This is a genomic window from Streptomyces toxytricini (assembly GCF_014649915.1).
GTDB classification, from domain to species: domain Bacteria; phylum Actinomycetota; class Actinomycetes; order Streptomycetales; family Streptomycetaceae; genus Streptomyces; species Streptomyces toxytricini.
Window position 1 is genome coordinate 185,895 of sequence record NZ_BMTY01000015.1, and the last position, 23,784, is coordinate 209,678.

The following is a 23,784-nucleotide window of genomic DNA, read 5'->3' on the forward strand; positions in this document are numbered from 1 at the left end:
CTCCGCTTCCGCTACGCCGGCAGCTCCCAGATCAGCAGCTCGCCCGGGGATCCGGCGACTGCCTCCAGGCCCTCCTCGCCGGTGATCCGGGCCGAGTCGCCGGGCCCGAGCTCGGCCCCGTCCAGGCGCAGGTCGCCGCGGACGACGTGCAGGTAGACCCGGGGCGCCGCGGGGACGGGGACGTGCTCGCCGGCGGCCGGCCGCCGCACGTGCAGGCGGGCGCCGGCGGCGGGGACCTCGTACGGGGTGCCGTCGGGAAGGCCGCGGACCAGCCGGTACGAGGGCTCGCCGCCGGGCTCCAGCGGCGCGAGCCAGGTCTGCACGAAGCACAGCGGGGAGGTGCCGTCGTTGCGTTCCACGTGCCGGGCGCCCGATCCGGCGCCGAAGTGCTGGACGTCGCCGGGCCGTACCTCGGTGGCCTCACCGGTGCTGCCCTTGTGGGTCAGCTCGCCCCCGACGACCCAGGTGACGATCTCCGTGTGGCTGTGGGGGTGCTCCTCGAAGCCGGCGCCGGGCGCGAGGTGCTCCTCGTTGCAGGCCAGGACCGGGCCGAAGCGGAGGTTGTCGGGGTCGTAGAACCGGCCGAAGGAGAACGCGTGCCGGGTCGTGATCCCGCTGTCCGGGTCGCCGCCCGGGTACCGGTCGGCGCCTCGGCGTACATCAATCATGGACCCACCGTAGACCCTGGGCGTGAGGGCGCTCTCGGCGCAGGCGCCCCGATAAGGCACTCTTGTCCCCGTGCCCCATCCCGAACGTGAGCATTCCCCCGCGCATCCCGCTCCCGCCCATCCGCATCACGCGACGCTGCGGCGGCTGGAGAAGTCCTCCGGCCGGCTCGCCGCGAACGCGATCGCCCGGATGGACGAGACCCTGCCGTGGTACCGGGCGATGCCCCCGGAGAACCGGTCCTGGATCGGCCTGGTGGCCCAGGCCGGCATCGCCGCGTTCACGGAGTGGTTCCGGCACCCCGACACCCCGCAGGCGATCTCGACCGACGTGTTCGGGACGGCGCCGCGGGAGCTGACCCGGGCCATCACCCTGCGCCAGACGGTGGAGATGGTCCGTACGACGATCGAGGTGATGGAGGCCGCGATCGAGGAGGTCGCGGCGCCGGGCGACGAGTCGATCCTGCGGGAGGCGCTGCTCGTCTACGCGCGGGAGATCGCCTTCGCGACGGCCCAGGTGTACGCGCAGGCCGCCGAGGCGCGCGGGGCGTGGGACGCCCGCCTGGAGTCGCTCGTGGTCAACGCGGTGCTGTCGGGCGAGGCGGACGAGGGTGCGCTGTCGCGGGCCGCGGCGCTCGGCTGGAACTCTCCGGAGCACGTGTGCGTGGTGCTCGGCACGGCGCCCGACGGGGACAGCGAGCTGACGGTCGAGGCGATCCGGCGGGCGGCCCGCCACCACAAGCTGCAGGTGCTGACCGGGGTGCTCGGCGACCGGCTCGTCGTCATCGCGGGCGGCAGCGACAACCCGCTCCAGGTCGCGAAGTCGCTGATCGGGCCGTTCGCGGCGGGCCCGGTGGTGGCCGGCCCGGTGGTGGCGGACCTGCTGAACGCGACGAAGTCCGCGCAGGCCGCGGCGGCCGGGCTGAAGGCGTGCACGGCGTGGCAGGACGCGCCCCGGCCGGTGCTGGCGGACGATCTGCTGCCGGAGCGCGCGATCGCCTCGGATCCGTCGGCGCGCGAACAGCTGGTGGAGGAGATCTACAGACCGCTGGAGGAGGCGGGGTCGGCGCTCCTGGAGACGCTGAGCGTGTACCTGGAGCAGGCGAGCAGTCTGGAGGGGGCGGCGCGGATGCTGTTCGTGCACCCCAACACGGTGCGCTACCGGCTCCGACGTGTGACCGACGTCACCGGCTGGTCACCCTCCGATGTCCGCTCGGCGTTCACCCTGCGGATCGCGCTGATCCTCGGGCGCTTGGCCGACGGGGATCAGCAGCCCTAGGCTTTTGTCGGACATCAACAATTACCCTGACGGTTCTTGGTCCCTGTCCCCACGGGCGGCGGGGACCACCCACAAGAGAGAGTGTGAGGGTGCTCGTACTCGTCGCTCCCGGCCAAGGCGCACAGACGCCCGGCTTCCTGACTCCCTGGCTCGAACTGCCCGGCGCCGCCGACCGCGTCGCCGCGTGGTCGGACGCCATCGGGCTCGACCTCGCCCACTACGGCACGAAGGCCGACGCGGACGAGATCCGCGACACCGCTGTGGCGCAGCCGCTGCTGGTGGCCGCCGGCCTGCTGTCCGCCGCCGAGCTGGGCTCGCGTTCGGCGTTCGGCGCCGTGGCGGGCCACAGCGTCGGTGAGATCACGGCCGCCGCGTACGCGGGCGTGCTGTCGGACGCGGACGCCCTGGCGTTCGTACGGACCCGCGGCCTGGCCATGGCCGAGGCGTCCGCGGTCGCCCCGACGGGCATGGCCGCCGTGCTCGGCGGGGACCGCGACACCGTCGTCGCGCACCTGGACAAGCTCGGCCTGACGCCCGCGAACATCAACGGCGCCGGCCAGATCGTGGCCGCCGGCACCGAGGCCCAGATCGAGGCCCTGGTCGCCGAGAAGCCCGAGGGCTCGATGAAGGTCGTCCCCCTGCGGGTCGCGGGCGCCTTCCACACGCACCACATGGCCCCCGCGGTCGCCACGCTGGAGGAGGCCGCCAAGGCCCTCACCCCGGCCGACCCGGAGCTGACGTACGTCTCGAACAAGGACGGCCTGACCGTCGCCACGGGTGCCGACGTCGTCGCCCGCCTGGTCGGCCAGGTCGCGAACCCGGTCCGCTGGGACCTGTGCATGGAGGCGTTCGCCGAGCTGGGCGTCACCGGGATCATCGAGCTGTGCCCGGGCGGCACCCTGACGGGTCTGGCCAAGCGTGCGCTCAAGGGTGTGCCCACGGTGGCCCTGAAGACGCCGGACGACCTCGCCAAGGCCGCCGAGCTCGTCGCCGGGCACGGGGCCTGAGAGAAGGAGCCCACACAGCATGTCGAAGATCAAGCCTGCCAAGGGCTCCCCGTACGCCCGCATCCTCGGCGTCGGCGGCTACCGTCCGAGCCGGGTCGTCTCCAACGACGTCATCCTGGAGAAGATCGACTCCTCGGACGAGTGGATCCGCTCCCGCTCCGGCATCGCGACCCGGCACTGGGCCTCGGCCGAGGAGACGGTCGCCGCGATGTCGGTGGAGGCCGCCGGCAAGGCGCTCGCCGACGCAGGCGTCACGCCGGAGCAGATCGGCGCCGTCATCGTCTCGACGGTCTCGCACTTCCGCCAGACCCCGGCCATCGCGACGGAGATCGCCCACCGGGTCGGCGCGGTCAAGCCGGCCGCGTTCGACATCTCCGCGGGCTGCGCCGGCTTCGGCTACGGCCTGACCCTGGCCAAGGGCCTCGTCGTCGAGGGGTCGGCCGAGTACGTGCTGGTCATCGGCGTCGAGCGGCTCTCGGACCTGACCGACCTCGAGGACCGCGCGACGGCCTTCCTGTTCGGCGACGGCGCCGGCGCCGTGGTCGTCGGCCCCTCGGACGTGCCGGCCATAGGCCCCACGGTGTGGGGCTCCGAGGGCGACAAGTCCGAGACGATCAAGCAGACCGTGCCGTGGGACGAGTACCTCGGCAAGGACGCCGGCGAGAAGTTCCCCGCCATCACGCAGGAGGGCCAGGCGGTGTTCCGCTGGGCCGTCTTCGAGATGGCCAAGGTGGCCCAGCAGGCGCTCGACGCCGCCGGGATCACCGCGGATGACCTGGACGTCTTCATTCCGCACCAGGCGAACATGCGGATCATCGACTCGATGGTGAAGACCCTCAAGCTGCCGGAGCACGTCACGGTCGCCCGTGACGTGGAGACCACCGGCAACACGTCGGCCGCCTCGATCCCGCTCGCGATGGAGCGGCTCCTGGCGACCGGCGCGGCGAAGAGCGGTGACACCGCGCTCGTCATCGGCTTCGGGGCGGGTCTCGTGTACGCCGCCACGGTCGTTACCCTCCCCTAGGGCCCGGGACACCCTCCCGCCCCGTTTCACCCAGTAGCTAGAGAAGGAGCGCCACATGGCCGCCACGCAGGAAGAGATCGTCGAGGGTCTCGCGGAGATCGTGAACGAGATCGCCGGCATCCCGGTCGAGGACGTCGAGATCGACAAGTCCTTCACCGACGACCTGGACGTCGACTCGCTCTCCATGGTCGAGGTCGTCGTCGCCGCCGAAGAGCGCTTCGACGTCAAGATCCCGGACGAGGACGTCAAGAACCTGAAGACGGTCGGCGACGCCGCCGACTACATCCTGAAGCACCAGGGCTGAGCCCCGACGAGCGTTTGTCGCCACCCGGCGGTGGCGCCGTGACATTCAGCACCCTCTGAGACGTGGAGAAAGAATTCCTGTGAGCCCGACCAATCGCACCGTGGTCGTCACCGGTATCGGCGCAACCACTCCGCTGGGTGGCGACAGCGCTTCGACCTGGGAAGGCATGCTCGCCGGCCGTTCCGGCGTGAAGCCCCTGGAGGGCGAGCGCTTCGCCGACCTCCCGGTCCGCATCGCCGCCCCGGTCGCCGTGGACCCGAGCGAGGTCCTGCCGCGGCCTCTGGCCCGCAAGCTGGACCGCTCGGCCCAGTTCGCCGTCATCGCGGCCCGCGAGGCGTGGGCCGACGCCGGCTACACCGCCCCGGCGGGCGAGGACGGCTCCGTCGCCCCGGACCGCCTGGGCGCCGTGATCGCCTCCGGCATCGGCGGCGTCACCACCTTGCTCGACCAGTACGACGTCCTGAAGGACAAGGGTGTGCGCCGGGTCTCCCCGCACACCGTTCCCATGCTCATGCCGAACGGCCCCTCGGCCAACGTCGGCCTGGAGGTCAACGCCCAGGCGGGCGTGCACACCCCGGTCAGCGCCTGCGCCTCCGGCGCCGAGGCCATCGGCTACGCCGTGGAGATGATCCGCAGCGGCCGCGCCGACGTGGTCGTCGCCGGCGGCACCGAGGCGGCGATCCACCCGCTGCCGATCGCCGCGTTCGCCAACATGATGGCGATGTCGAAGAACAACGAGAACCCTGAGCAGGCCTCCCGCCCGTACGACAAGGGCCGCGACGGCTTCGTGCTGGGTGAGGGCGCCGGCGTCGTCATCCTGGAGTCCGCCGAGCACGCCGCCTCGCGCGGCGCCCGCGTCTACTGCGAGGTGCTGGGCCAGGGCCTGTCCGCGGACAGCCACCACATCGCGCAGCCCGAGCCGACCGGCCGCGGTGTCGCCGCCGCCGTGCAGAACCTGCTCGACAACACGGGCCTGGACCCGGCCGAGCTGGTCCACGTCAACGCCCACGCCACGTCGACTCCGCAGGGCGACACGGCCGAGATCAAGGCGCTGCGCAAGGTCCTCGGCGACGACCTCGACCACATCGCGGTTTCCGCGACCAAGTCGATGACGGGCCACCTGCTGGGCGGCGCCGGCGGCATCGAGACGGTCGCGACCGTGCTCGCGCTGTACCACCGGATCGCCCCGCCGACGATCAACCTCGACGACCTGGACGAGGACATCGACGCGGACATCGTCCGCGGCGAGGCGCGCAAGCTGCCGGTCGACGGCCCGATCGCCGCGATCAACAACTCGTTCGGCTTCGGCGGCCACAACGTGACGCTGGCGTTCCGCAGCGTTTGATCCCGCAGCCTCCGAGAAGGGGCCCCGCCCGGCGCGTGCCGTGCGGGGCCCCTTCTCGTACGGGCGGCCTCAGACAACCTGGTGGAGCCAGCGCACGGGTGCGCCCTCGCCGGCGTGGCGGAAGGGCTCCAACTCGTCGTCCCAGGGCTTGCCGAGCAGTGCGGCGATCTCCGCCTCCAGGTCGCTCTCGCCGCGCGCGGAGCGGGCCAGGGCGGCGCGCAACCGGTCCTCGGGGACGAGGATGTCGCCGTGCAGGCCGGTCACGGCGTGGAAGATGCCGAGGTCGGGGGTGGAGCTGTAGCGCTCGCCCTCGGCGGTGGCGCAGGGCTCCGCCGTGACCTCGAAGCGGAGCAGGTGCCAGCCGCGCAGGGCGGAGGCGAGTCTGGAGGCCGTCCCCGGCTCGGCCACGAAGGAGAACTCGGATCTCCAGGTGCCCGGGGAGGCGGGCTGCCGGATCCAGTCCAGGTTCACCCGCACTCCGAGCACGCCCCCCACGGCCCATTCCACGTGCGGGCAGAGCGCGCGCGGCGCGGAATGCACGTACAGAACTCCACGTGTCGTCACCGGGACCTCCAGGGTGGGACGAGGTCGGGAATAATCTCCTGAAAACGGACAGAACGTGACGCGATGTAATTTAGCGGACATCAACCGACATTGCGCTGCGGGACCTGCGGCCGAAACGCCACGGGGGAAAAGCTACCGTGCGGCGGGGGCCGCGGTGTGACGTACGGTCGGTCAGTAACCGCCCCGTACACAGCTTTCACTCAGCAGGACGCCCCCGCGACGGCGGGCGGCGAGGAGGAGGGATCCGCCCGATGCGCACCACCGCCCACCGCAGCCGGGCGCGCCGCGCCCTCGCCGGTACGACCGCGGCCGCGGCGCTCGCGGCGGCGCTGACCGGGTGTCAGGCGGAGGACGGCGGCAAGGCGGGCGAGCGCGGCGCGCAGGCGGAGGCCCGCCCGCGCTGGAACACCGCCCCCGCCTCGGTCGCCGCCGTCGGCGACTCCATCACCCGCGGCTTCGACGCGTGTTCGGTCCTCGCGGACTGCCCCGAGGCCTCCTGGGCCACCGGCAGCGACCCGGCCGTCCGCTCGCTGGCCGCGCGGCTGCTCGGCGAGGGGGCGCTGGCGACCCGCAGCTGGAACCACTCCGCCACCGGCTCCCGCATGTCGGACCTGGCGGGCCAGCTCACCGCGGCCGCCGAGCACAAGCCCGGCCTGGTCACGGTCATGGTCGGCGCGAACGACGCCTGCCGGGCGACGGCCGCCTCCATGACGCCGACGGCCGACTTCCGCGAGGGATTCGAGAAGGCCCTCGCCGCGCTGCGGGCCGGCTCGCCCGCCTCGCAGGTCTACGTATCCAGCATCCCGGACCTCCAGCGGCTGTGGCAGCAGGGCAAGGACCTGCCGGTGGTCCGGCAGGTGTGGCGGCTGGGGATCTGCCCGTCGATGCTCGCGGACCCGCTGTCCTCGGCGGCCGAGGCGACGGCCCGGCGGGAGCAGGTCCGGGCGCGGGTGGTCGAGTACAACGAGGTGCTCCGCGAGGTGTGCGGAAAGGATCCGCTGTGCCGCTACGACGGCGGGGCGGTCTTCCGGTACCCCTTCGCGGCCGAGCAGTTGAGCCGGTGGGACTGGTTCCACCCGGGCAAGGCGGGCCAGGCGCGGCTCGCCGAACTGGCCCACGGACAGGTGACGTCGGCCGAGCCGCCGCGCTGACGGCGGGCAGCGGGTGGGGGGTGGCGGACGGTGGTTTCCGGCCACCGGGCCGCCCGAGGGGTCAGGGCCGGCCCAGCAGCGGGTCGTGGACGGTGCACGGCGGGCGGCGGAAGGCCGGCGGCACCCGGTAGACGGTCCGGTCGCGCAGCCGCCCCGTCCACGGGTCCTGCTCCGAGGGGCGCCTGACGAGGAGGTGGCGGCTGCTCCCCGCCGCCAGGTGCGTGCGGTACTCCCCCAGCAGCGGGTCAAAGTCGCCGAGGAAATCCCGTATCTGCTCCTCGACCAGGCAGAACGGGCATTCCGGCCCCGGCAGGAGCCGGAACTGGCGCCCCTCCGGCCGGGAGTCGTCCGCGAAGGCGGTCAGCGCCACCGCCCCGGTGAAGAGCACGCACACGCCCATCACCTGCGGACCGGAGGCCTCCGCGACCTGGCGCACCAGCCCCCGGAACTCGGGCGGGCCGACGACCCGGAGCCGGGCCACGGCGTCGCGCGCCGCCCCGACCAGGTGGTACACCGCGGCCGCCAGGGACACGACCGCGACCACGGGAACGCCCCACGGCGGCCCGGCCACGGCGACCACCCACAGCAGGCCCGCGTTCAGGACGGCCAGGACGAGCACCGCCACCCGCAGCCCGACACCGCTGCTGCGCACCACGCGGTAGGACACCGCCAGGAAGGCCCCGGTCAGCACCGGGTGGATCCAGTCGGGCATCGGCCGGCCTCCGTCAACTCCGAAGCGCACACGGACCGTTACAGCATCGCGGGGCCGCGCGCGCACGTCGACCCCCGGTGCCGTGTGCGCCCGGCCCCGGCCGCGGGGCGCCGGGCGTGCTCCGGCATGCTGTCGCCCATGAGAATCGCCGCAGCACAGCTGACCTGCGTTCCCGCGGACGTCGCCGCGAACACGGCCCGCGCGGCCGCCCTCGCGGAGCGGGCCCGGGAAGCGGGCGCCGAGCTCGTCGTGTTCCCCGAGCTCGCCCTCACCGGCTACGAGACGCAGGCCCTGGCGGCCGACCCCTCCCTGTGGCTGGCCGGCCCGGACGACGCCCGCCTGGACGCCCTGCGCGCCACGGGCACCGCCGTCGCGGTCAATGCCGCCGTCCGCACGGACGGCCCGCTGCCCGCCATCGCGACCCTGGTCTACGGCGCGGACGGCGCGCACGTGGCGGCGTACGCCAAGCAGCACCTGTACGGGCACGAGCGCGGCGTCTTCGCGGCCGGCGGGCAAGACGGGCACGTCGAGCTGGGCGGGGTCCGCTTCTCGATCGGCATCTGCTTCGACAACCACTTCCCGCAACTCGCCGAGCGCGCGGCGGCCGCCGGCTGCCGGGTGCACCTGGCCTCGTCCCTGTACGGCACCGGGGACGGCGCCGCCGAGCGGGCGGCGATCCACCCGCGCATCGCGCAGGAGCACGGCCTGTACGTCGTCCTCGCCAACCACGTCGGCCCGGCCGGCCCGTGGACCGGCTGCGGGCGCGCCGCCGTGTGGGCGCCCGGCGGCGCGCTGCTGGCCGAGGCGGACGACCGCACGCCGTCGTTCGCCCTGGCCGACGTGCCCGCCTGAGCGGAACCCGGCTAGCCCGCGACCGGGACCCGTTCGCGCTGCCCGGGCCGCGGCCCGCCGCCCTGCTCGGGGACGCGGCCGCGGGCGGCTGGCTCGGGGTCCCGTACGAGGGCGAGCAGCACGATCACGAACGCCGCGGCCGTGTGCACCCCGACCCACAGCACCCAGCCGCCGGGCGGCGCCCAGTGCGCGGCGTACGGGATCCACGGCCCGGCGGTGCCGACGGCGAAGCGCCGCAGCGTCCAGAAGAACGCGGCCGCGTCGGCGACGGCCAGGGCCGCGACGGCGAAGCCGGTCAGCCGGCGCCAAGGGAACCCGCCCTCGGGGGCCCGGCGGGCGGCGATGACCACGGCCATCAGCGGCAGGCCCACGGCGAAGGGCAGCAGGTAGCGGCCCTGCCAGATCATGCCGAGCTTCTCGGCCTGCGAGGCCTGGCCCGCCACCGGCACGACGACGACCGCCGCCAGCATGCCGAGCAGTGCGAGGACCTCCAGGGGGCGCCCGTACAGCAGGCCGAGCGCGGTCAGCACGGCGAGGACGCCGAGCCAGGCCAGCCAGGTGAAGGCGGGGGCGGGGGTGTCCAGCCAGCCGAAGTAGCCGAGCATCTGGTGGACGTACTCCATGGTGTTGCCGAGGGTCTGCCGGACCGCTTCCTTCCACGTCAGCGATTCCGGCACGGCGATCACCGAGTGGTCGGGGTGGGCGGCCGCCCAGAGCATCGCGCCGGCCGTGGACGCGCCGAGCAGCGCCGACCACAGCCACGTCGCCTTGCGGCGCAGCAGCGCCCGCAGCACGCCGCGCTCCTGGAGGAAGAGCGCGAAGAACACCGCTCCGGCGAACCAGATCAGCCCCAGCGGGCGGATGTTGACGAGGACGGCGCCGCCGATGCCGATCCGGGCCAGGCGCCGGTTCAGCAGGTGCGGGTCGGGGGAGGCCATGACGGCCAGGAGGGCCGTCCACACCAGCATGCCGGCGGCGATCTCGCCGCCGCTGGGGTTGACCATGCCCGTCATGTACAGCGACATCGGGGTGGCCGCGGCGAACACGCCCAGCAGGACCGCGCCGCGCCGCCGGCGCCACTCGGCGGCCGTCACGACGGCGCTCGCGAGCAGGGCGGAGCACAGCGCCGCCGACAGCAGCCGCATCAGGTACAGCGCGGCCTTGCCGTCGGCGAACAGGCTCGGCCAGCCCGTCGCCAGGTAGTAGGCGGGGTGGTAGCGGCCCGCGGCGGTCGTGGCCTGGGCGGTCTGCCCCGTGCCCTTCAGCGGCGGAGCGCAGGACGCCGGCTTCTCCTGGTCCCAGGAGTAGCACTCGTGCTGCGTGGGCAGCTGCCGGTACCAGTCGGGGAGGCGGACGGCGGTCTCCGAGAACTTGCCCTCGATGCCGCCGACGACGTGCGGGACCATCACCTCGGGGCCGTTGATCTGGCCCCGGGCGACGGCCGCCGCGCGGATGAGGTGCGCGTGCTCGTCGGGCGAACCGCCGAGCGGGGTGGCCGCCGACCAGGAGGCGGCGAGCGTGAAGAACAGCGCGAAGGAGACGGCCCAGAGCCGCTTGGGGCTCCGGGCCGCACGGTCGGCCAGCCGCGTCAGTGCGGAGATCATCGCTTCCCTCGGGTCATCGGACGTAGGTCAGCCAGGTCTGGTCGCCGTCCTCGGAGCACTCGCCCTTCGGGGCGAAGCGGGGGCACTCGCCGTCCTGCTGCCGGATGGTGTGCGACACGTACGGCAGGATGCGGTACGTCCCGTCCTGGGCGGGCATGTAGCGGTCGGCCATCGACGAGGAGACCGTGCCGAGCAGCAGCAGGAGCGCGCACAGGGTGCCGATGACGGCGCCCTCGCGGCCGGGGAGCCCGGCGGCGGCGGGCCGCGGGGCGGAGGCGGCGGCCGGGTCGGCTCCGCCGGCGCCGGCGGAGCGCCGTTCTGCGAGCCGCAGCGACACCAGGTGGGCCACCAGGGCGCACAGGATCAGACCGCAGTAGAGCAGCTGGTTGTTGGTGCGCGTGTACAGCTGGACGGTCTGCGTCTCGTACATGTGCGAGGCGATGTACATGCGCATCACCCACGCGCTGAGGAACATGGCGGCGATGGTCACGACCATCGGCTTGCGCAGGCCCAGCCAGATCGCCGCGCCCAGGCAGACGAAGGTCACCAGCGCGAACAGCCCGACGCCGCCGTACTCGCCGGGCGGCGGCCAGTCGCCGACCTTGCCGGGCATGTCGGTGCGCCACATCAGGTAGTAGGCCGGGTCGGTGAAGTTGTCGAACCGGAAGTTGTAGTCCTTGGTGGTCTGCCCCTCAGTCAGCATGACCGCCAGATAGCGCCCGGCCACCACCAGGAAGGCGCCCAGCGCGGCGCCCATGAACGCGGCGCCCTTGAGCCGGCCGGTCTTCCACGGGAAGTACAGCAGCGCGGCGAAGAAGACTCCGCCCGCGCTCCAGAGGAACCAGCCCGAGTACGTGAGGAACAGCACGCCCAGCAGCGCGCCGAAGCCGGCGCCCTTCAGCAGCAGCGGCCGCCAGCCCTGGGTGCCGCTGCGGCGCAGCGAGACGACCATGGCGACGAGGACCGGCACGAGCAGCACCAGCACGGTCTGGCTGTACGGCTTGTACGCGTCGATCAGCGCGAACGCGGGCACGACGCCGAAGGCCAGCGCCCTGACCGGGCTCAGCAGGAGGCGCCACGCCAGGTAGACGAGGGGGCCGAACGCGGCCGCCCCGAGGATCTGCAGGTCCTTGAAGGCGTAGGCGGTGTTCCCGCCGTGGAACCACTCGGCGTAGTAGCCGAGCGTGTACAGCGGCAGCGGCGGGTAGACCGGCGAGCCCGACGGGCGGCCGTCGGCGACGGCGTGGGCCCATTCGACGATGCGGCCGCTGTCGCCGTTGAGGCCGAACATCGGCCACGGCGTGCCGAGGAGGGAGACGACGGCGCCGGCCGCGACGAAGCCGCCGGCGAGGCCGGCGATGCCGGCGGAGGCCAGCCGGGCGGCCAGGTCGAAGTGGCGGCCGCGGCGCAGCCGCATCGCGAGGACGACGGCGGCGACGAGGACCAGGCCGAGCAGCGCGAACCGCAGCTGGAGCGCAGCCAGGCCGCTGACCTGGGCGATCCTGTTCAGCGGATCGAGCTTGAAGCCGCGGGCGAGCAGGGGCAGCACGAGGGCCGCGGCGAAGGCGACGGCCGCTTCCAGCAGCAGGAGGGCGCCGCGGGAGCGGAGGGCGCGCCGCGGCGTCGGCGCGGGCGCATCAGCGGCGGCGGGCGCGGGCGACGGCACGTGCGGGTCGTGCGGGCGCACGGACGCCGGCCCCTCGGTACTGACTGTCACTGACGGTGTCCCTACTGCTCGGTCGGTGCGGCCGTGAGCGGCCCGGCGGCCGGCCGTCGTTGCGAGGCGCGCCACTGCCCGGCTCCGGGCCCGGGCGTCCGGTGCTCCGGGCTCGGGCGGCGGACCGGGGACGGCAGGGGACAGCCTCGGCTTGTGCTGCCGTGCATCTTATCTGTCCGCCTCGGAGGGCCGCGGGGGCCTCGGAGGCAGCCGTACGGGCCGCTGCCGGCGGGAGCCGGCAGCGGCTGGACCGGCACGGCAGGCGGCGGGCGGGCGGGTCAGGCGCCGGCTGCGAGCAGGATGAGCAGCACCCAGCCGCCCATGGCGAGCCACCCGAGGACGAGCCCGACGGTCGCCATCCCGGCGCCCTCCTCGCCCCGCGCCCGGACCTGCGCCTTCGCGATGTGGCCGGTGATCACCGCCCCCGGCGCGGAGACCCCGAAGGTCGGCAGGCTCATCACCCCCATGACGAGTGACGCGATGGCCAGCCCGTTGACCCGCCGCTCCGGCGGCGGCATCACCAGGGGTGCGGGGTGCGAGGCGAAGGCGGGCGGCAGCGCGGCCGGAAGGGCGCCGAAGGGCCCCTGCATGGGTCCCGCCGGGAGGTCCGCGACCAGGCGGGCCAGCTCTCCGTACGTCTGGGCCCGGGCGGCTGCATCGAAGCGCTGCCCGTACTCCTCGTGGGAGAGGCGGCCCTCGGCGAAAGCGGCCTTCAGCACGTCGACGGTACGGTCGCGGTCGGTGTGGGAGGCCCGCATCGCCGACGCGGGGAAGGGCCCGGTCGCGGGGACGGGGGCCGGCGCCGGCTGCCAGGCCGCGGGCGGGCCGTACTTCTGCGGGGGCACCGGGTACTGCTGCCCCCACGGCTGCTGCTGGGCCATCCGGCCACCTCCGAGACCACCTGCTGTGCGCGCCGTGCGGCGCGCGTCGCTCCAGAATGGAGGACGATCGGGCCGCGGCAAAGGTTGCCGCCCCTCCCACGGGGCCCGCCCCGTGTGATGAGGTGTCGCGCATGACCGACTTCGAGACGATCACGGTTCCGGCCCGCCTCTGCGGCTACCCGGGGGTGGCCTTCGGCGGATACGTCGCCGGGGTGCTGGCCGCGCGGGCCGCCGCGAAGGCCGTACGGGTGGACTTCCGCCGGCCCGTGCCCACCGACTCCCCCGTGCGGCTCGCCCCCACCGCGGCGGGCGGCGCCGAGCTGACCGGCGGCGACGCGCTGCTGGCCGCGGCTGCCCCCGCAGAGCCGGCCGTCGAGGCGGCGCCCGCCCCGTCGTGGGAGCAGGCGTCGGCGGCGGCCGACGCCTATCGGGCCGCCCCGCCGGACGGCATGGTCGACTGCTTCGGCTGCGGCCTCCACCGCACTCCGGACACCGGGCTCCGCCTCCACTGCGGCCGGATCCCCGGCACCCCCCTCGTCGCCGCGGCCTGGACACCGGGGCCGGGAGTCGGCGACGCCGGGGGGATGCTGCCGCCGGAGCTGGTGTGGGGCGCCCTGGACTGCCCCGGCAACGCCGCGGGCCGCCTCCTGGACGACCGCCGCGCCGGCGCGGTCACGGCCTCCCTGACCGCACGGCTGCTGCGCCCGGTCCCGATCGGCTCGCGGCTGGTCTCGTACGCCTGGATGCTGGGCAGCGAGGGCCGCAAGTACCGCGTGGGCACGGCCCTGGCCACCGCGGACGGCGACCTGTGCGCCCTGGCCGAGGCCCTCTGGGTGGAACCGCGCGCCTAGAACCAGGTCGCGGACCGCTCCGTTCCCCCCGCCCCGCGGCAGGGCCGCGGGGCGGTCAGGCCGTGGCGGCGGTCAGGCCGTGGCGGCGGTCAGGCCGTGGCGGCGCCGGCGGCCGGGAGGAGGTTGAGGGCGCCCCATTCGCCCAGGGGCTCCAAGGCCGCGTTCAACCGGCGTCCCCGCGGGGTCAGGGAGTACTCCACCCGCGGCGGGACCTCGTCGTAGGCCTGCCGGTGGACGAGGCCGTCGGCCTCCAGCTCGCGCAGCTGCGCCGCGAGGACCTTCTCCGACACCCCCGGGACCAGCCGCCGCAGCTCGCCGAAGCGGCGCGGCCGCTGCTCCAGCTCCCACAGCAGCGACACCTTCCACTTCCCGTCGATCACGGACATCGCCGCGGCGATGCCGCAGTGGTCCGCGCCCGGCCTGCGCGTCCCCGCCATCGCACACCCCTCCCACCTGTTCGCTCACCCCAGGGTAACCACCCACCTGGAAGTGCGTACTTGAGTGTCCGTCAGCCCGCAACGAGGCTGGTCGCATGACCGCAACGACTTCTGCACAGCGCCCCCTCACCCTCCTCGGCCTCGGCGACATGGGCACCGCCCTGGCCCGTACCTGGCTGGCCGCCGGCCACCCTCTGACCGTCTGGAACCGCACCCCCGCCAAGGCGGAGGCCCTCGCCGCCGAGGGTGCGGCCGTCGCCGCGACCGCCGCGGAGGCCGTCGCCGCGAACGGCCTCGTCGTGGTGTGCCTCCTCGACGACGCCAGCGTCGGCGCGGCCCTCGACGGCATCGACCTGGCCGGCAAGGACGTCGTCAACCTCACCACCGGCCGGCCCTCCGAGGGCCGGGCCCGCGCGGCGTGGGCCGCCGAGCGCGGAGCCCGCTTCGTCGACGCCGGGATCATGGCGACCCCGGTGATGATCGGGAACCCGGGTGCGTACGTCCTCTACAGCGGCTCGCGCGCCCTGATCGACGCGCACCGGTCGACGCTGGAGGTCCCGGCCGCCGTCCGCTACGTCGGCGAGGACCCCGGCCACGCCGCCCTGTACGACGTGGCCCTGCTGAGCGCCATGTACGGCATGTTCGGCGGCATCTCGCACGCCTTCGCGCTGATCGAGGGCGAGGACATCGCCCCGAAGGAGCTGGCCCCGCTGCTGTCGGAGTGGCTCGGTGCGATGGGCTTCTTCGTCGGCAACGCTGCCGAGCGCCTGACCTCGCGGGACTTCACCACCGGGGTGGTCTCGAACCTCGCGATGCAGGTCGCCGCGACCGGGACGCTGCTGCGGACCGCCGAGGAGCAGGGGGTGAGCACGGAGCTGATCCTGCCCTACGTGGACCTGATGCGCCGCCGCCTCGCCGCCGCCGGGGGCGCGCACGCCGGCGAGGACACGGCGGGCGCGATCACCCTGCTGAAGCGGTAGGGGCTACTGCCGGTACGGGTCGTGCGGGGCCGGCGGGTCCTGCCGGTACGGGTTGGCCTGCGGCGCCGGGGCCTGCCCGTACGGGTTCCCCTGCGGCGGGGCCGGGTGCTGCGGGTACGGCTGCGCGTACGGGTTCGGGGCCTGCGGCGCCGGCTGCCCGGCGGGAGTCCCGCCCGCGACGCCCGCGGCGCCCGCGGAGTCTCCGGCGGACTCCGCGCCCTCGGCGCCCTCGGCGCCCTCGCCGCGCAGCTCGCGCGCCATCAGCGTGGCCCCGGCCACCGCGCCCGGCATCAGGAACACCGCCACCACCGGCACCAGGAACAGCAGCACCAGCGGGACGCCGAAGCCCAGGGCCATGGCGCGCCGGCCGCGGAGCAGTGCGAGCCGCTCCTTGAACTCGACGCGGCGCCGCTGGAGGGCGACCGCGGTGAGCTCCTCGGCGAGGAAGAAGCCGGACACGCAGAACCCGATCACCGGGATCACGGTCTGCCCGATCACGGGGATGAATCCGAGCGCGAAGAGCAGGATCCCGAAGAGCGCGACGCGCAGCAGCACCTTCACGCTGTCCCGGGCGGAGATCCACAGCTCGCGCGCCAGCGGCAGCCCGGACTCGGGGGCGTCGCCGTCGATGCTGCGGTCGACCTCCTCCGAGAGGGACTCGTAGAAGGGCTGGCCGATGAGCAGCGTCACGGCGGTGAAGGTGATCACCGCGAGGAACAGGCCGAGCGCGAAGACGAGGCCGGTGAGGAAGCCGCGGAAGAGGCCGAGCCAGGGCGAGCCCCAGTCGTCGGCGAACGGCGTCGCCCAGGCCGCCAGGCCGTCGGCGCCGTAGCCGAGGCCGACGAGCGCGCCGGCGTACAGCACCAGCGTGACGAGGCCGGGCAGCAGGCCGAAGCCCAGCCAGCGGCCGTGACGGAACACCCACTTCTGTCCGGCCAGCAGATGGCCGAATCCCCCCGCAAGATCGCGCATGGGGTCCAGCTTACGGCGAAGGCCGTCCCCCGGTGCCGGGGGACGGCCCTCTGCGAGCGGGAGCCGGGTCAGACGGCGAGCTCGACGGTGATGTTGCCGGCGGTGGCCTTGGAGTACGGGCAGACCTGGTGGGCCTTCTCGATGAGCTCCTTGGCCTTGGCCTCGTCGACGTTCGGGATCACGGCGGAGATCTTCACGATCAGGCCGAAGCCGTCGTCGTTCTTGCCGATGCCGACCTCCGCGGTGACGGTGGCGCCGGAGACGTCGGCGTTCTCGTTGCGGGCGACGACGCCGAGGGCGCCCTGGAAGCAGGCGCTGTACCCGGCGGCGAACAGCTGCTCCGGGTTGGTGCCGGCGCCGTTGCCGCCGAGCTCCTTCGGCGGGTTCACCACGACGTCGAGCCGGCCGTCGTTCGTGGCGACGCGGCCGTCACGGCCGTTCTCCGCGGTGGCGACGGCGGTGTAGAGGACATCGGACTGCTGGATGGTCATGCGGTTCGATCCTTCTGGTCATCGCCGCGACTCGCGCCCACGATCGCGACGGCTTGGGAGGAGCCTAACCGGTGAAGGAAACGATCATCTTCCCGGTGTTCTCGCCGCGCAGCATTCCGAGGAAGGCCTCGGTGGCGTTCTCGATGCCCTCGACGACCGTCTCGTCGGCCACGAGCCGCCCGGAGCGCAGCCAGCCGGCGACGTCCTCGACGAACTGCGGCTGGAGTGCGGCGTGGTCGCCGACGAGGACGCCCTGGAGGCGCAGGCGCTTGCCGATGGCGAGGGCGAGGTTGCGCGGGCCGGGGGCCGGCTCGGTGTCGTTGTACTGGGCGATCGCCCCGCAGAGGGTGGCGCGGCCGTGGACGTTCAGGGAGGAGATCGCGGCTTCGAGGTGGTCGCCGCCGACGTTGTCGAAGTAGACGTCGATGCCCTCGGGGGCTGCCTCCTTCAGCTGCTTCGCGACGGGGCCGTTCTTGTAGTTGAAGGCGGCGTCGAAGCCGTACTTGTCCTTGAGCATCTCGACCTTGGAGTCGGAGCCGGCGGAGCCGATCACACGGGCGGCGCCCCTGATCTTGGCGAACTGGCCGACGAGGCTGCCGACGGCGCCGGCCGCGCCGGAGACGAAGACGGAGTCGCCCTCCTTGAAGGAGGCCACCTCGAAGAGGCCCGCGTAGGCGGTGAGGCCGGGCATGCCGAGGACGCCGAGGTAGGCGGAGAGCGGGGCGAGGGAGGCGTCGACCTTGGTGGCGTGTGCGGCGTCCACGTCGGCGTACTCGCGCCAGCCGAGTCCGTGCAGGACGTGGTCGCCGGCCTCGAAGCCCTCGGCCGCGGAGGCGACGACCTCGCCGACGGCGCCGCCGTCCATCGGGTGGTCGAGGCGGAAGGGCGGCACGTAGGACTTCACGTCGTTCATCCGGCCGCGCATGTACGGGTCCACGGACATGTGGAGGTTGCGTACCAGGATCCGGCCGGGGGCAGGAGCGGCGACGGGGGCCTCGCGCAGCGCGAAGTCCTCGGCGACGGGCCAGCCCTGGGGGCGGCGGATCAGGTGCCACTCGCGGCTGGCGGCGGGGATCTGGGACATGGGGGCGCACCTCCGGACGGGAAATATTTCAGGACGTGAAACAACCATGCGCCTCGATATTTCATGTTGTCAAGTAAATGGGTAGGCTGGTCCCATGCCCAGTCGTCGTGTGGATCCCCTGACCGTCGAGGTCGTCGAGCTCATCGGCACCGTCGTGGCCCGCTACCACGAGGAGTACGAGCAGGCCGCCGCCAGCCACCGGCTTACCGGCGCGCAGGCGCGCGTCCTGCACCTGCTGTCCGTCGAGCCGACTCCGATGCGCCGGATCGCGCAGAAGCTCAAGTGCGAGCCGTCCAACATCACCGGCATCGTCGACCGGCTGGAGTCCCGCGGCCTCGTCGAGCGCCGACCCGACCCGGCCGACCGGCGGGTCAAGCTGGCCGCGGCGACGGAGGAGGGCCTGCGGACCGCGGACCGGCTGCGCGACTCGCTCGGCTTCGCGCGCGAGCCGCTGGCCGGACTGTCGGAGGAGGAGCGGACGACCCTGCGGGACCTGCTCCGGCGCATGCTGGGCTGAGCCCGGGGCGCCTCAGCCGCAGGCCGCACCCCAGGCGCCGGTCAGCAGAAGAACCACAGCACGCAGGTCTTCGGCGGCTTCGTCGGCGACGGGCTCGGGCTCGGCGCCCCCGTCGGCGGCTGCGCGGTGCCGGAGGTGCTCGGCGACGGCTGCCCCGATCCACCCGGCTTTACGGAGGGCCCCTTGCCGGACCCGTCGGGCGCCCCGGAGGCTCCCGAGGCGGAGGCGGACGCCCCGGATCCGGGCTGCGCGGAGCCCGACGCGGTGCCCGCGGGCCCGCCCGGCTGCGAAGCCCCCGCCGAGGCCTTCGCTCCCCCGGCGGCCTTGGCCGGCTTCGGCGTGGCGGGATCGACCGGCCCACCGGAGCGGCTCGGCAGCGGCGCCGGATCACCGGGACCGTCCTCGTCGGTCAGCACCACGTTGGCGGCGCGGTCCGCGCTCTCCCCGTCGGCGATCATGCGGGCCACCGCCACCGATCCGCCGACCGCGAGCGACAGCCCGAGCCCGACGCTCAGCAGCATCCGCCGGCGCCGGCGGTTCTCGGCCCGGCGGCGGGCACCGGCCCGGCGCTCGTACGGCCCGGCCAGCTCCACCAGCGAGTCGGCGAACGGATCCGCCGCCTCCGGCCCGCCGGCGTCCGTCCGGGCGGCCCCGTGCGGCCCGGCCGCGGCGGGATGCGGCGCGGCGGCCCCGTACGGGGGTGCGGGGGCGGCGGGGGCCGCCGGGGGCAGGTACTCGGCCGGGGTTCCGCACCCGGCGCACGCCAGTGCGCCGTTGAGGTGCCTCCGGCAGGCGTGGCAGTAGTCCATGGCGCCTCGACGCTACGCGGTCGCATGCAACAACCGCATCGCGAGTTCGTGGAGGTCCTGTGTGGAATCGTTGACTCCATGACAAATCCTCCTGCCGCGGGCCGGGCCGGCGCGGGCGGCGTGCCCTTCGGTCCGGCCGCCTTCCAGCTCGTCCTGCTGCGCCGCATGGCGGACTTCCGGCCCGAGCTGGCGGAGGAGGCCCGGCGGCGGCTCGGCGCCACGGCCGCCGACCAGCGGGAGGCCAACCGGCGCTGGCAGGCGATGGTCCGCTCCCCCCGCGCCCGCGGCGCCCTGGCCCGCTACCGGTCGGTGCTCGGGCCGCCGGAGTCGGCCGCCCCGCGCACCGTCGGCGACCTGCGGTGCGAGGCCCTCCAGTGGGCGCTGCCGCTCTGGCCGGACCTGCGCTTCGAGGTACTGGCCGCGCCGGACGGGGCGGTGTGGAACGAATGGCTCGTGCGCGCGCCGGGAGCGGCCGGGCCCGCACTGCGGATGCCGGAGGACCTGCGGCCGTGGTCGGCGACCGTGGACGAGGTGGCGCGCGCCTTCGCGCCGGTCCGGCCCCTGGAGGGCAGCGCCCCGACGCGCTGGCGGCTGGCGTTCACGGCCGCGGGCCGCAGCTGCGTCGCGGAGTTCACGTACGGCCTGCTCCAGCGGGTCCTCGCCGACGGGGTGGAACTCGACATGTGAGGCGGCGCCGGGCCGGGTGTCATCCCGTCAGGAAGGCCCGCACACCGGCCGCCGTGGCAGGGTCGCCCAGCAGGGCGTTGTGCCGCAGGCAGCCGACCGGCGTGTTGGCCGCCCCGTCCAGGGGGACGCTGGAGTCGGGGTCCACCGTCTCGTCGCAGTCCGACCAGAAGGTCGCGTACCGCACGGCGCCCGGCGTCTCGTCGCCCGCGGCCAGGTTCCGCACGACGTACGAGCCGGGCGTCATGTCGCGGCAGGCCTGGTCCCACAGGGCGCAGGCCCAGGCGGTGGCGGTGCCCCGGTTGGGGCCGGCCAGCGAGACCCAGCGGTCCACGGCCCCCTCGCCGCCGCCGAACTTGACGTACCAGCGGCTGACGAGCGATCCGAAGGAGTGCGAGACGACGTCGACGCGGTCGGCGCCGGTCTGCCGGCGCACCTCGCCGACGTACGCGGCGAGCCGCCCGGCCAGCACCTCGTTGACGGACCGGTGGGTGTCGTAGCCGAAGGAGAACAGCTCGGAGTCCGCGTACCCGGCGGCCCGCAGGTGCGCGCGCAGCGGACCCCACACGCCGGGGTCGGCGTTGTAGCCGTGGACGAACACCACGGGGCGGTGCACGGTCGGCGCCGGGGCGGCGGCGCGGGCCGGGACGGGCGCGAGGAGGGCGGCGCAGAGCACCGCGACCGCCGCCGTGCCGTGGCGGGGCGTCAGCATCGGGTCCCCTTTACCTCGTTACGCGCCGGTAGCGCGGACGGTGCGCGCATCGTCGTGCCTGTCGGTACGGAAATCCACCCCCGTGCAGCACCCGGCAAGCCGTCGGCCGCTCCCCGGCCGGAGCACTTCAACGGGCGACATGCACCTTTCACCCGAGAAGATATGAAATGCAACCGGCATCCGCCGGGCTTCTTGCGCCAGCGCTCTCGGGAGGACCTGCCGTGACCGTCAGTCTTGAGCAGTTGCGCCGCTGCCACGTCGCCGTCGACCTCGGGGCGGCCCGGACCCGCGTCTACGTCAAGGGCGCCGGCCTCGTCGTCGACGAGCCCAGCGCCGCCGCCGTCAACACCCGCACCGGCGCGCTCATCGCGGTCGGCACGTTCGCCGAGCGGATGACCGGCCGCACCCCGGACTACATCCGCGTCGTCCGCCCCGTCTCCGGCGGCACCGTCGTCGACATCGAGATGGCCCAGCGGATGCTGCGCCACCTCCTCGGCGAGAAGCTCCGCCGCGCCCTGCGCCGCAAGCCGCGGCTGCGCGCCGCCGCCTGCACCCCGCACGACGCCGACCCGCTCGCGCAGCGGGCCGCGGTGGAGACGATGGTCGGGCTCGGCGCCCGGCGCGTCGAACTCGTCGACACCCTGATCGCGGCGGCCGTCGGCTGCGGCCTGCCCGTGGAGCAGCCGACCGCGACGATGATCATGGTGTGCGGGGCCGCGGCCACGCAGGTCGCCGTCCTCTCCCTCGGCTCGATCGTCACCGCGCAGCGGATCCCCGTCGGCGGCGAGGCCATCGACCACGCCGTGGTCCAGCACCTGCGCCACGCGCACGAGCTGATGCTGCCCAGCCAGGCCGTCCGCCCGCTCCAGCTGGCCCTGCACGGCAACGGTCTCACCCCCGACGGCCCCGCCTCCACCCTGATCCACGGCCGGGACGTCGCCACCGGACTGGCCCGCTCCGTCAACGTCGACACCGCCGCCGTCCGCGACGCCATCCACACCCCGCTCACCGCCGTCCTCGACGGCATCGGCAAGGTCCTCCGCGACTGCCCGCCCGATCTGGTCGCCGACCTGACCGACCGCGGGATCATGATGGTGGGCGGCAGCGCGCTCCTCCCCGGCCTGGACCAGATGCTCCGCGACGCCACCGGCATGCCCGTGGCCATCGCCGAACGCCCGGACGTGTGCGCGGTGCTGGGCCTGGGCGCCATGCTGGAGGGCAAGGTCGCCCCGATGGTCCTCAATCCCCTGGCCGGCTGAGACCCGCCGTTCCCCCCGGAAAGCCGCAGCGCCCTGAGCCGCCCCCTCCGGGCGCTGCGGCACGGGCCCTGGTCCGGCGGATCAGGGTCGGCCCCGGCCGGGATCCGCCGGCAGGCCCTACCCGGCCCCGGGGCGGGTGGCGGCGCGGAGGGCCAGACGGGTGCTGGACTGGGCGACGCCCGCCTCGCGCTTCAGCCTCCGCAGCAGCGCGTCGAGGGCCGCCGGGTCGGCCGCGCGGGCCCGTACGAGGTAGTCGTAGTCCCCCGTCACGTGCACCACCTCCGTGATCCCGGGCAGCCCGGCGACCCGCTGCTCGAACTCCTCGTTCGTGGTGTCCTGCCGCAGCGTGAGGTCGATGAAGACCACCAGCCCGCCGCGCGTGTCGGCGGCCGGGTCGACGATGACGGTGAAACCGCGGATCACCCCGTCGCGCCGCATCCGGCGCACCCGGTCCGCCGCGGCGTTGGCGCTGAGGCCGACGCGGACGCCGAGGTCCCGGTACGAGATCCGCGCATCCTGCTGCAGGATGCCGAGGATTTCCCTGTCGAGGCGGTCCATGCCGCGATTCTCGCAGCGCAGGCCGATATTCGCTGCCGCTGCCGGCACCGGCCGCCCCACGCTTCCCCGCATGACGGAACTACTGAGTCCCGCGCTGGCGGGAACGGTCGCCGGCCTGGGCGTTGCGATGCCGATGGGGGCGATGAGCGTCCTCCTGCTCCAGGAGGCGGTGCGCGACCGCCGCACGGCCGTCGCCGCGGCGTCCGGCGTCGCCGCGGTCGACCTCGGCTACGCGGCGCTCGCCACCGCGCTGGGCCCCTGGGTCGCCTCCCACGTCGCGCCGGTCGAGGCGTGGATCAGGCTGGCCGCGGCAGCGGTACTGCTGGCCATCGCCGCGCACGGCCTGACCGGGGCGGCGCGCATACGGCAGCCGGCGCCTACCGCGGCCGGCGGGGCGGCCGGGGCCGGAGTTGGAGCGGGCGGGGCCGGCGGGACCGGTGGGGTCGGCGGGCACGCCCGTACCGGCAAAACTGGTGGGACCAGCGAAACTGGCCGGACTGGCGGGGCCGGTCAGCCCGGTGGGGCCAGCGGGGTCGGTGGGGCCGGTGGGCGCGACTGCACCGACGGGGCCGGTGGCACCGGCCCGAATCGGACCACCGACTGCACCGGCGGGGCCGGTGGCACCGGTGGCACCGGCCCGAATCGGACCATCGGGCCTGGCGGGGTCCATGCGACCAGTCGGGCCGGCAGGGCCGGTAGGACCCGCGGCACCGGTGAGGCGGCCCCCGGGGCGTGGCGCGGCCGGGGGGCGGTCTTCGCCCGGTACGTCGCCCTCACCGCCGTGAACCCCACCACCGCCCTGTACTTCGCCGCCCTGACGACCGCCCAGGGGGCCGCCCTGAGCAGCGGCGCCGCCGCGACCGCCTTCCTCACCGGGGTCGCCGCGGCGTCCTTGCTGTGGCAGCAGACGCTCGTCGTGCTCGGCTCCCTCGCCGGCCGGCGGATCTCCCCGACCGCCCGGATCTGGACGTTCCGCCTCGGCTACGGCCTGGTCGCCGCGTACGCCCTGAAGATCGCCCTCCCTCTCCCCTGGTAGGCCGCCCGCGGTCCTGCCCGGCCCGGGCGGGACGCCCGCACGGGGCCCGCCCGACCGGACCGGACCCCGTCCGCCGCCCCGCCACCGGCAGCCGCGTCCGCGCGAGGCGGCCGCTCAGGCCGGCGCGCTGCGCAGCCGCAGCCGCCTGCTGCCCGTGGGCCACCCGCAGGGGCCGTCCCGCAGCGACCGGACCGGGCCCCGACCACCGCCCGGCCACCGGCAGCCGCGCCCGCCCGGCGCATCCGCGCACCCCGGCCAACGCACAGTCCCGCCGCCACCCGCCGACCGC

Annotated in this window: 26 protein-coding genes; 13 read left to right on the forward strand and 13 right to left on the reverse strand. The window is 74.6% G+C overall.

Annotated features, from left to right (window positions below):
• Nucleotides 1-11: 11 nt before the first annotated feature.
• Nucleotides 12-668 carry a pirin family protein gene (locus IE170_RS20540; protein ID WP_189810869.1) on the reverse strand — a complete coding sequence of 219 codons (657 nt, stop codon included), beginning with the start codon at nucleotides 666-668 and terminating at the stop codon, nucleotides 12-14.
• Nucleotides 669-738: 70 nt separating this feature from the next.
• Between IE170_RS20540 and IE170_RS20545 the strand changes: the two genes are divergently transcribed.
• The 5 genes from IE170_RS20545 to fabF all read left to right on the forward strand — a co-directional run bounded on the left by IE170_RS20545 (nucleotide 739) and on the right by fabF (nucleotide 5,624).
• Nucleotides 739-1,944, forward strand: a complete 1,206-nt coding sequence (locus IE170_RS20545; protein ID WP_189810870.1) for a PucR family transcriptional regulator — start codon at nucleotides 739-741, stop codon at nucleotides 1,942-1,944.
• Nucleotides 1,945-2,033: 89 nt separating this feature from the next.
• Nucleotides 2,034-2,951 (forward strand): ACP S-malonyltransferase, encoded by a 918-nt coding sequence (locus IE170_RS20550; protein ID WP_189810871.1) that lies wholly within the window; start codon nucleotides 2,034-2,036, stop codon nucleotides 2,949-2,951.
• Between the two features lie 19 nt (nucleotides 2,952-2,970).
• Nucleotides 2,971-3,975: a ketoacyl-ACP synthase III gene (locus IE170_RS20555; protein WP_189810872.1), complete on the forward strand. Its 1,005-nt coding sequence runs from the start codon at nucleotides 2,971-2,973 to the stop codon at nucleotides 3,973-3,975.
• Nucleotides 3,976-4,030: 55 nt separating this feature from the next.
• A complete protein-coding gene (locus tag IE170_RS20560) occupies nucleotides 4,031-4,279 on the forward strand; it encodes an acyl carrier protein (protein ID WP_114057440.1) in 249 nt (82 codons plus the stop codon).
• A gap of 79 nt (nucleotides 4,280-4,358) precedes the next feature.
• On the forward strand, nucleotides 4,359-5,624 hold the full coding sequence (gene fabF, locus IE170_RS20565; RefSeq protein ID WP_189810873.1) for a beta-ketoacyl-ACP synthase II: 1,266 nt from the start codon (nucleotides 4,359-4,361) through the stop codon (nucleotides 5,622-5,624).
• Nucleotides 5,625-5,693: 69 nt separating this feature from the next.
• On the opposite strand, the gene IE170_RS20570 is transcribed toward fabF, so the two are convergent.
• Nucleotides 5,694-6,188: a DUF3145 domain-containing protein gene (locus IE170_RS20570; RefSeq protein WP_189810874.1), complete on the reverse strand. Its 495-nt coding sequence runs from the start codon at nucleotides 6,186-6,188 to the stop codon at nucleotides 5,694-5,696.
• Nucleotides 6,189-6,439: 251 nt separating this feature from the next.
• Between IE170_RS20570 and IE170_RS20575 the strand changes: the two genes are divergently transcribed.
• Entirely contained in the window at nucleotides 6,440-7,339 is a 900-nt protein-coding gene (locus IE170_RS20575) for an SGNH/GDSL hydrolase family protein (protein WP_189810875.1), read from the forward strand.
• A gap of 61 nt (nucleotides 7,340-7,400) precedes the next feature.
• Here the strand turns inward: IE170_RS20575 and IE170_RS20580 are convergent, their stop codons facing one another.
• Nucleotides 7,401-8,051 carry a hypothetical protein gene (locus tag IE170_RS20580; RefSeq protein WP_189810876.1) on the reverse strand — a complete coding sequence of 217 codons (651 nt, stop codon included), beginning with the start codon at nucleotides 8,049-8,051 and terminating at the stop codon, nucleotides 7,401-7,403.
• 138 nt (nucleotides 8,052-8,189) lie between these two features.
• Between IE170_RS20580 and IE170_RS20585 the strand changes: the two genes are divergently transcribed.
• The gene (locus tag IE170_RS20585; protein WP_189810877.1) at nucleotides 8,190-8,903 is read left to right on the forward strand and encodes a carbon-nitrogen hydrolase family protein; all 714 of its coding nucleotides are present in this window, start codon (nucleotides 8,190-8,192) and stop codon (nucleotides 8,901-8,903) included.
• An 11-nt stretch (nucleotides 8,904-8,914) separates the two neighbouring features.
• Here the strand turns inward: IE170_RS20585 and IE170_RS20590 are convergent, their stop codons facing one another.
• From IE170_RS20590 to IE170_RS20600, 3 genes are all read right to left on the reverse strand, one after another.
• A complete protein-coding gene (locus tag IE170_RS20590) occupies nucleotides 8,915-10,507 on the reverse strand; it encodes a DUF2142 domain-containing protein (RefSeq protein WP_189810878.1) in 1,593 nt (530 codons plus the stop codon).
• 13 nt (nucleotides 10,508-10,520) lie between these two features.
• Nucleotides 10,521-12,224 (reverse strand): hypothetical protein, encoded by a 1,704-nt coding sequence (locus tag IE170_RS20595; RefSeq protein WP_189810879.1) that lies wholly within the window; start codon nucleotides 12,222-12,224, stop codon nucleotides 10,521-10,523.
• A gap of 278 nt (nucleotides 12,225-12,502) precedes the next feature.
• A complete protein-coding gene (locus IE170_RS20600) occupies nucleotides 12,503-13,105 on the reverse strand; it encodes a DUF1707 and DUF4190 domain-containing protein (RefSeq protein ID WP_308428421.1) in 603 nt (200 codons plus the stop codon).
• 131 nt (nucleotides 13,106-13,236) lie between these two features.
• On the opposite strand from IE170_RS20600, the gene IE170_RS20605 reads away from it, so the two are divergent.
• Complete coding sequence (locus tag IE170_RS20605; RefSeq protein WP_189810880.1) at nucleotides 13,237-13,956, forward strand: PaaI family thioesterase; 720 nt, start codon at nucleotides 13,237-13,239, stop codon at nucleotides 13,954-13,956.
• An 89-nt stretch (nucleotides 13,957-14,045) separates the two neighbouring features.
• On the opposite strand, the gene IE170_RS20610 is transcribed toward IE170_RS20605, so the two are convergent.
• The gene (locus IE170_RS20610) at nucleotides 14,046-14,393 is read right to left on the reverse strand and encodes a winged helix-turn-helix transcriptional regulator (RefSeq protein WP_189810881.1); all 348 of its coding nucleotides are present in this window, start codon (nucleotides 14,391-14,393) and stop codon (nucleotides 14,046-14,048) included.
• Between the two features lie 95 nt (nucleotides 14,394-14,488).
• Between IE170_RS20610 and IE170_RS20615 the strand changes: the two genes are divergently transcribed.
• The gene (locus IE170_RS20615; protein ID WP_189810882.1) at nucleotides 14,489-15,373 is read left to right on the forward strand and encodes an NAD(P)-dependent oxidoreductase; all 885 of its coding nucleotides are present in this window, start codon (nucleotides 14,489-14,491) and stop codon (nucleotides 15,371-15,373) included.
• Between the two features lie 3 nt (nucleotides 15,374-15,376).
• Here IE170_RS20615 and IE170_RS20620 read toward each other — a convergent pair whose 3' ends face one another.
• The 3 genes from IE170_RS20620 to IE170_RS20630 all read right to left on the reverse strand — a co-directional run bounded on the left by IE170_RS20620 (nucleotide 15,377) and on the right by IE170_RS20630 (nucleotide 17,920).
• Nucleotides 15,377-16,345: an EI24 domain-containing protein gene (locus IE170_RS20620; RefSeq protein ID WP_189810883.1), complete on the reverse strand. Its 969-nt coding sequence runs from the start codon at nucleotides 16,343-16,345 to the stop codon at nucleotides 15,377-15,379.
• Between the two features lie 68 nt (nucleotides 16,346-16,413).
• Entirely contained in the window at nucleotides 16,414-16,836 is a 423-nt protein-coding gene (locus IE170_RS20625; RefSeq protein WP_189810884.1) for an organic hydroperoxide resistance protein, read from the reverse strand.
• A gap of 64 nt (nucleotides 16,837-16,900) precedes the next feature.
• Nucleotides 16,901-17,920: an NADP-dependent oxidoreductase gene (locus IE170_RS20630; protein ID WP_189810885.1), complete on the reverse strand. Its 1,020-nt coding sequence runs from the start codon at nucleotides 17,918-17,920 to the stop codon at nucleotides 16,901-16,903.
• Nucleotides 17,921-18,014: 94 nt separating this feature from the next.
• On the opposite strand from IE170_RS20630, the gene IE170_RS20635 reads away from it, so the two are divergent.
• Entirely contained in the window at nucleotides 18,015-18,437 is a 423-nt protein-coding gene (locus IE170_RS20635) for a MarR family winged helix-turn-helix transcriptional regulator (RefSeq protein WP_189810886.1), read from the forward strand.
• A gap of 41 nt (nucleotides 18,438-18,478) precedes the next feature.
• On the opposite strand, the gene IE170_RS20640 is transcribed toward IE170_RS20635, so the two are convergent.
• Complete coding sequence (locus IE170_RS20640) at nucleotides 18,479-19,246, reverse strand: SCO2400 family protein (RefSeq protein ID WP_189810887.1); 768 nt, start codon at nucleotides 19,244-19,246, stop codon at nucleotides 18,479-18,481.
• Between the two features lie 78 nt (nucleotides 19,247-19,324).
• Between IE170_RS20640 and IE170_RS20645 the strand changes: the two genes are divergently transcribed.
• A complete protein-coding gene (locus IE170_RS20645) occupies nucleotides 19,325-19,933 on the forward strand; it encodes a hypothetical protein (RefSeq protein ID WP_189810888.1) in 609 nt (202 codons plus the stop codon).
• A 19-nt stretch (nucleotides 19,934-19,952) separates the two neighbouring features.
• Here the strand turns inward: IE170_RS20645 and IE170_RS20650 are convergent, their stop codons facing one another.
• Nucleotides 19,953-20,642: an esterase/lipase family protein gene (locus IE170_RS20650; protein WP_189810889.1), complete on the reverse strand. Its 690-nt coding sequence runs from the start codon at nucleotides 20,640-20,642 to the stop codon at nucleotides 19,953-19,955.
• A 221-nt stretch (nucleotides 20,643-20,863) separates the two neighbouring features.
• Between IE170_RS20650 and IE170_RS20655 the strand changes: the two genes are divergently transcribed.
• Nucleotides 20,864-21,901: a rod shape-determining protein gene (locus tag IE170_RS20655; protein ID WP_189810890.1), complete on the forward strand. Its 1,038-nt coding sequence runs from the start codon at nucleotides 20,864-20,866 to the stop codon at nucleotides 21,899-21,901.
• A gap of 117 nt (nucleotides 21,902-22,018) precedes the next feature.
• Here the strand turns inward: IE170_RS20655 and IE170_RS20660 are convergent, their stop codons facing one another.
• On the reverse strand, nucleotides 22,019-22,459 hold the full coding sequence (locus IE170_RS20660) for an Lrp/AsnC family transcriptional regulator (protein ID WP_189810891.1): 441 nt from the start codon (nucleotides 22,457-22,459) through the stop codon (nucleotides 22,019-22,021).
• A 70-nt stretch (nucleotides 22,460-22,529) separates the two neighbouring features.
• Between IE170_RS20660 and IE170_RS20665 the strand changes: the two genes are divergently transcribed.
• A complete protein-coding gene (locus IE170_RS20665) occupies nucleotides 22,530-23,495 on the forward strand; it encodes a LysE family transporter (RefSeq protein ID WP_189810892.1) in 966 nt (321 codons plus the stop codon).
• Nucleotides 23,496-23,784: the final 289 nt, after the last annotated feature.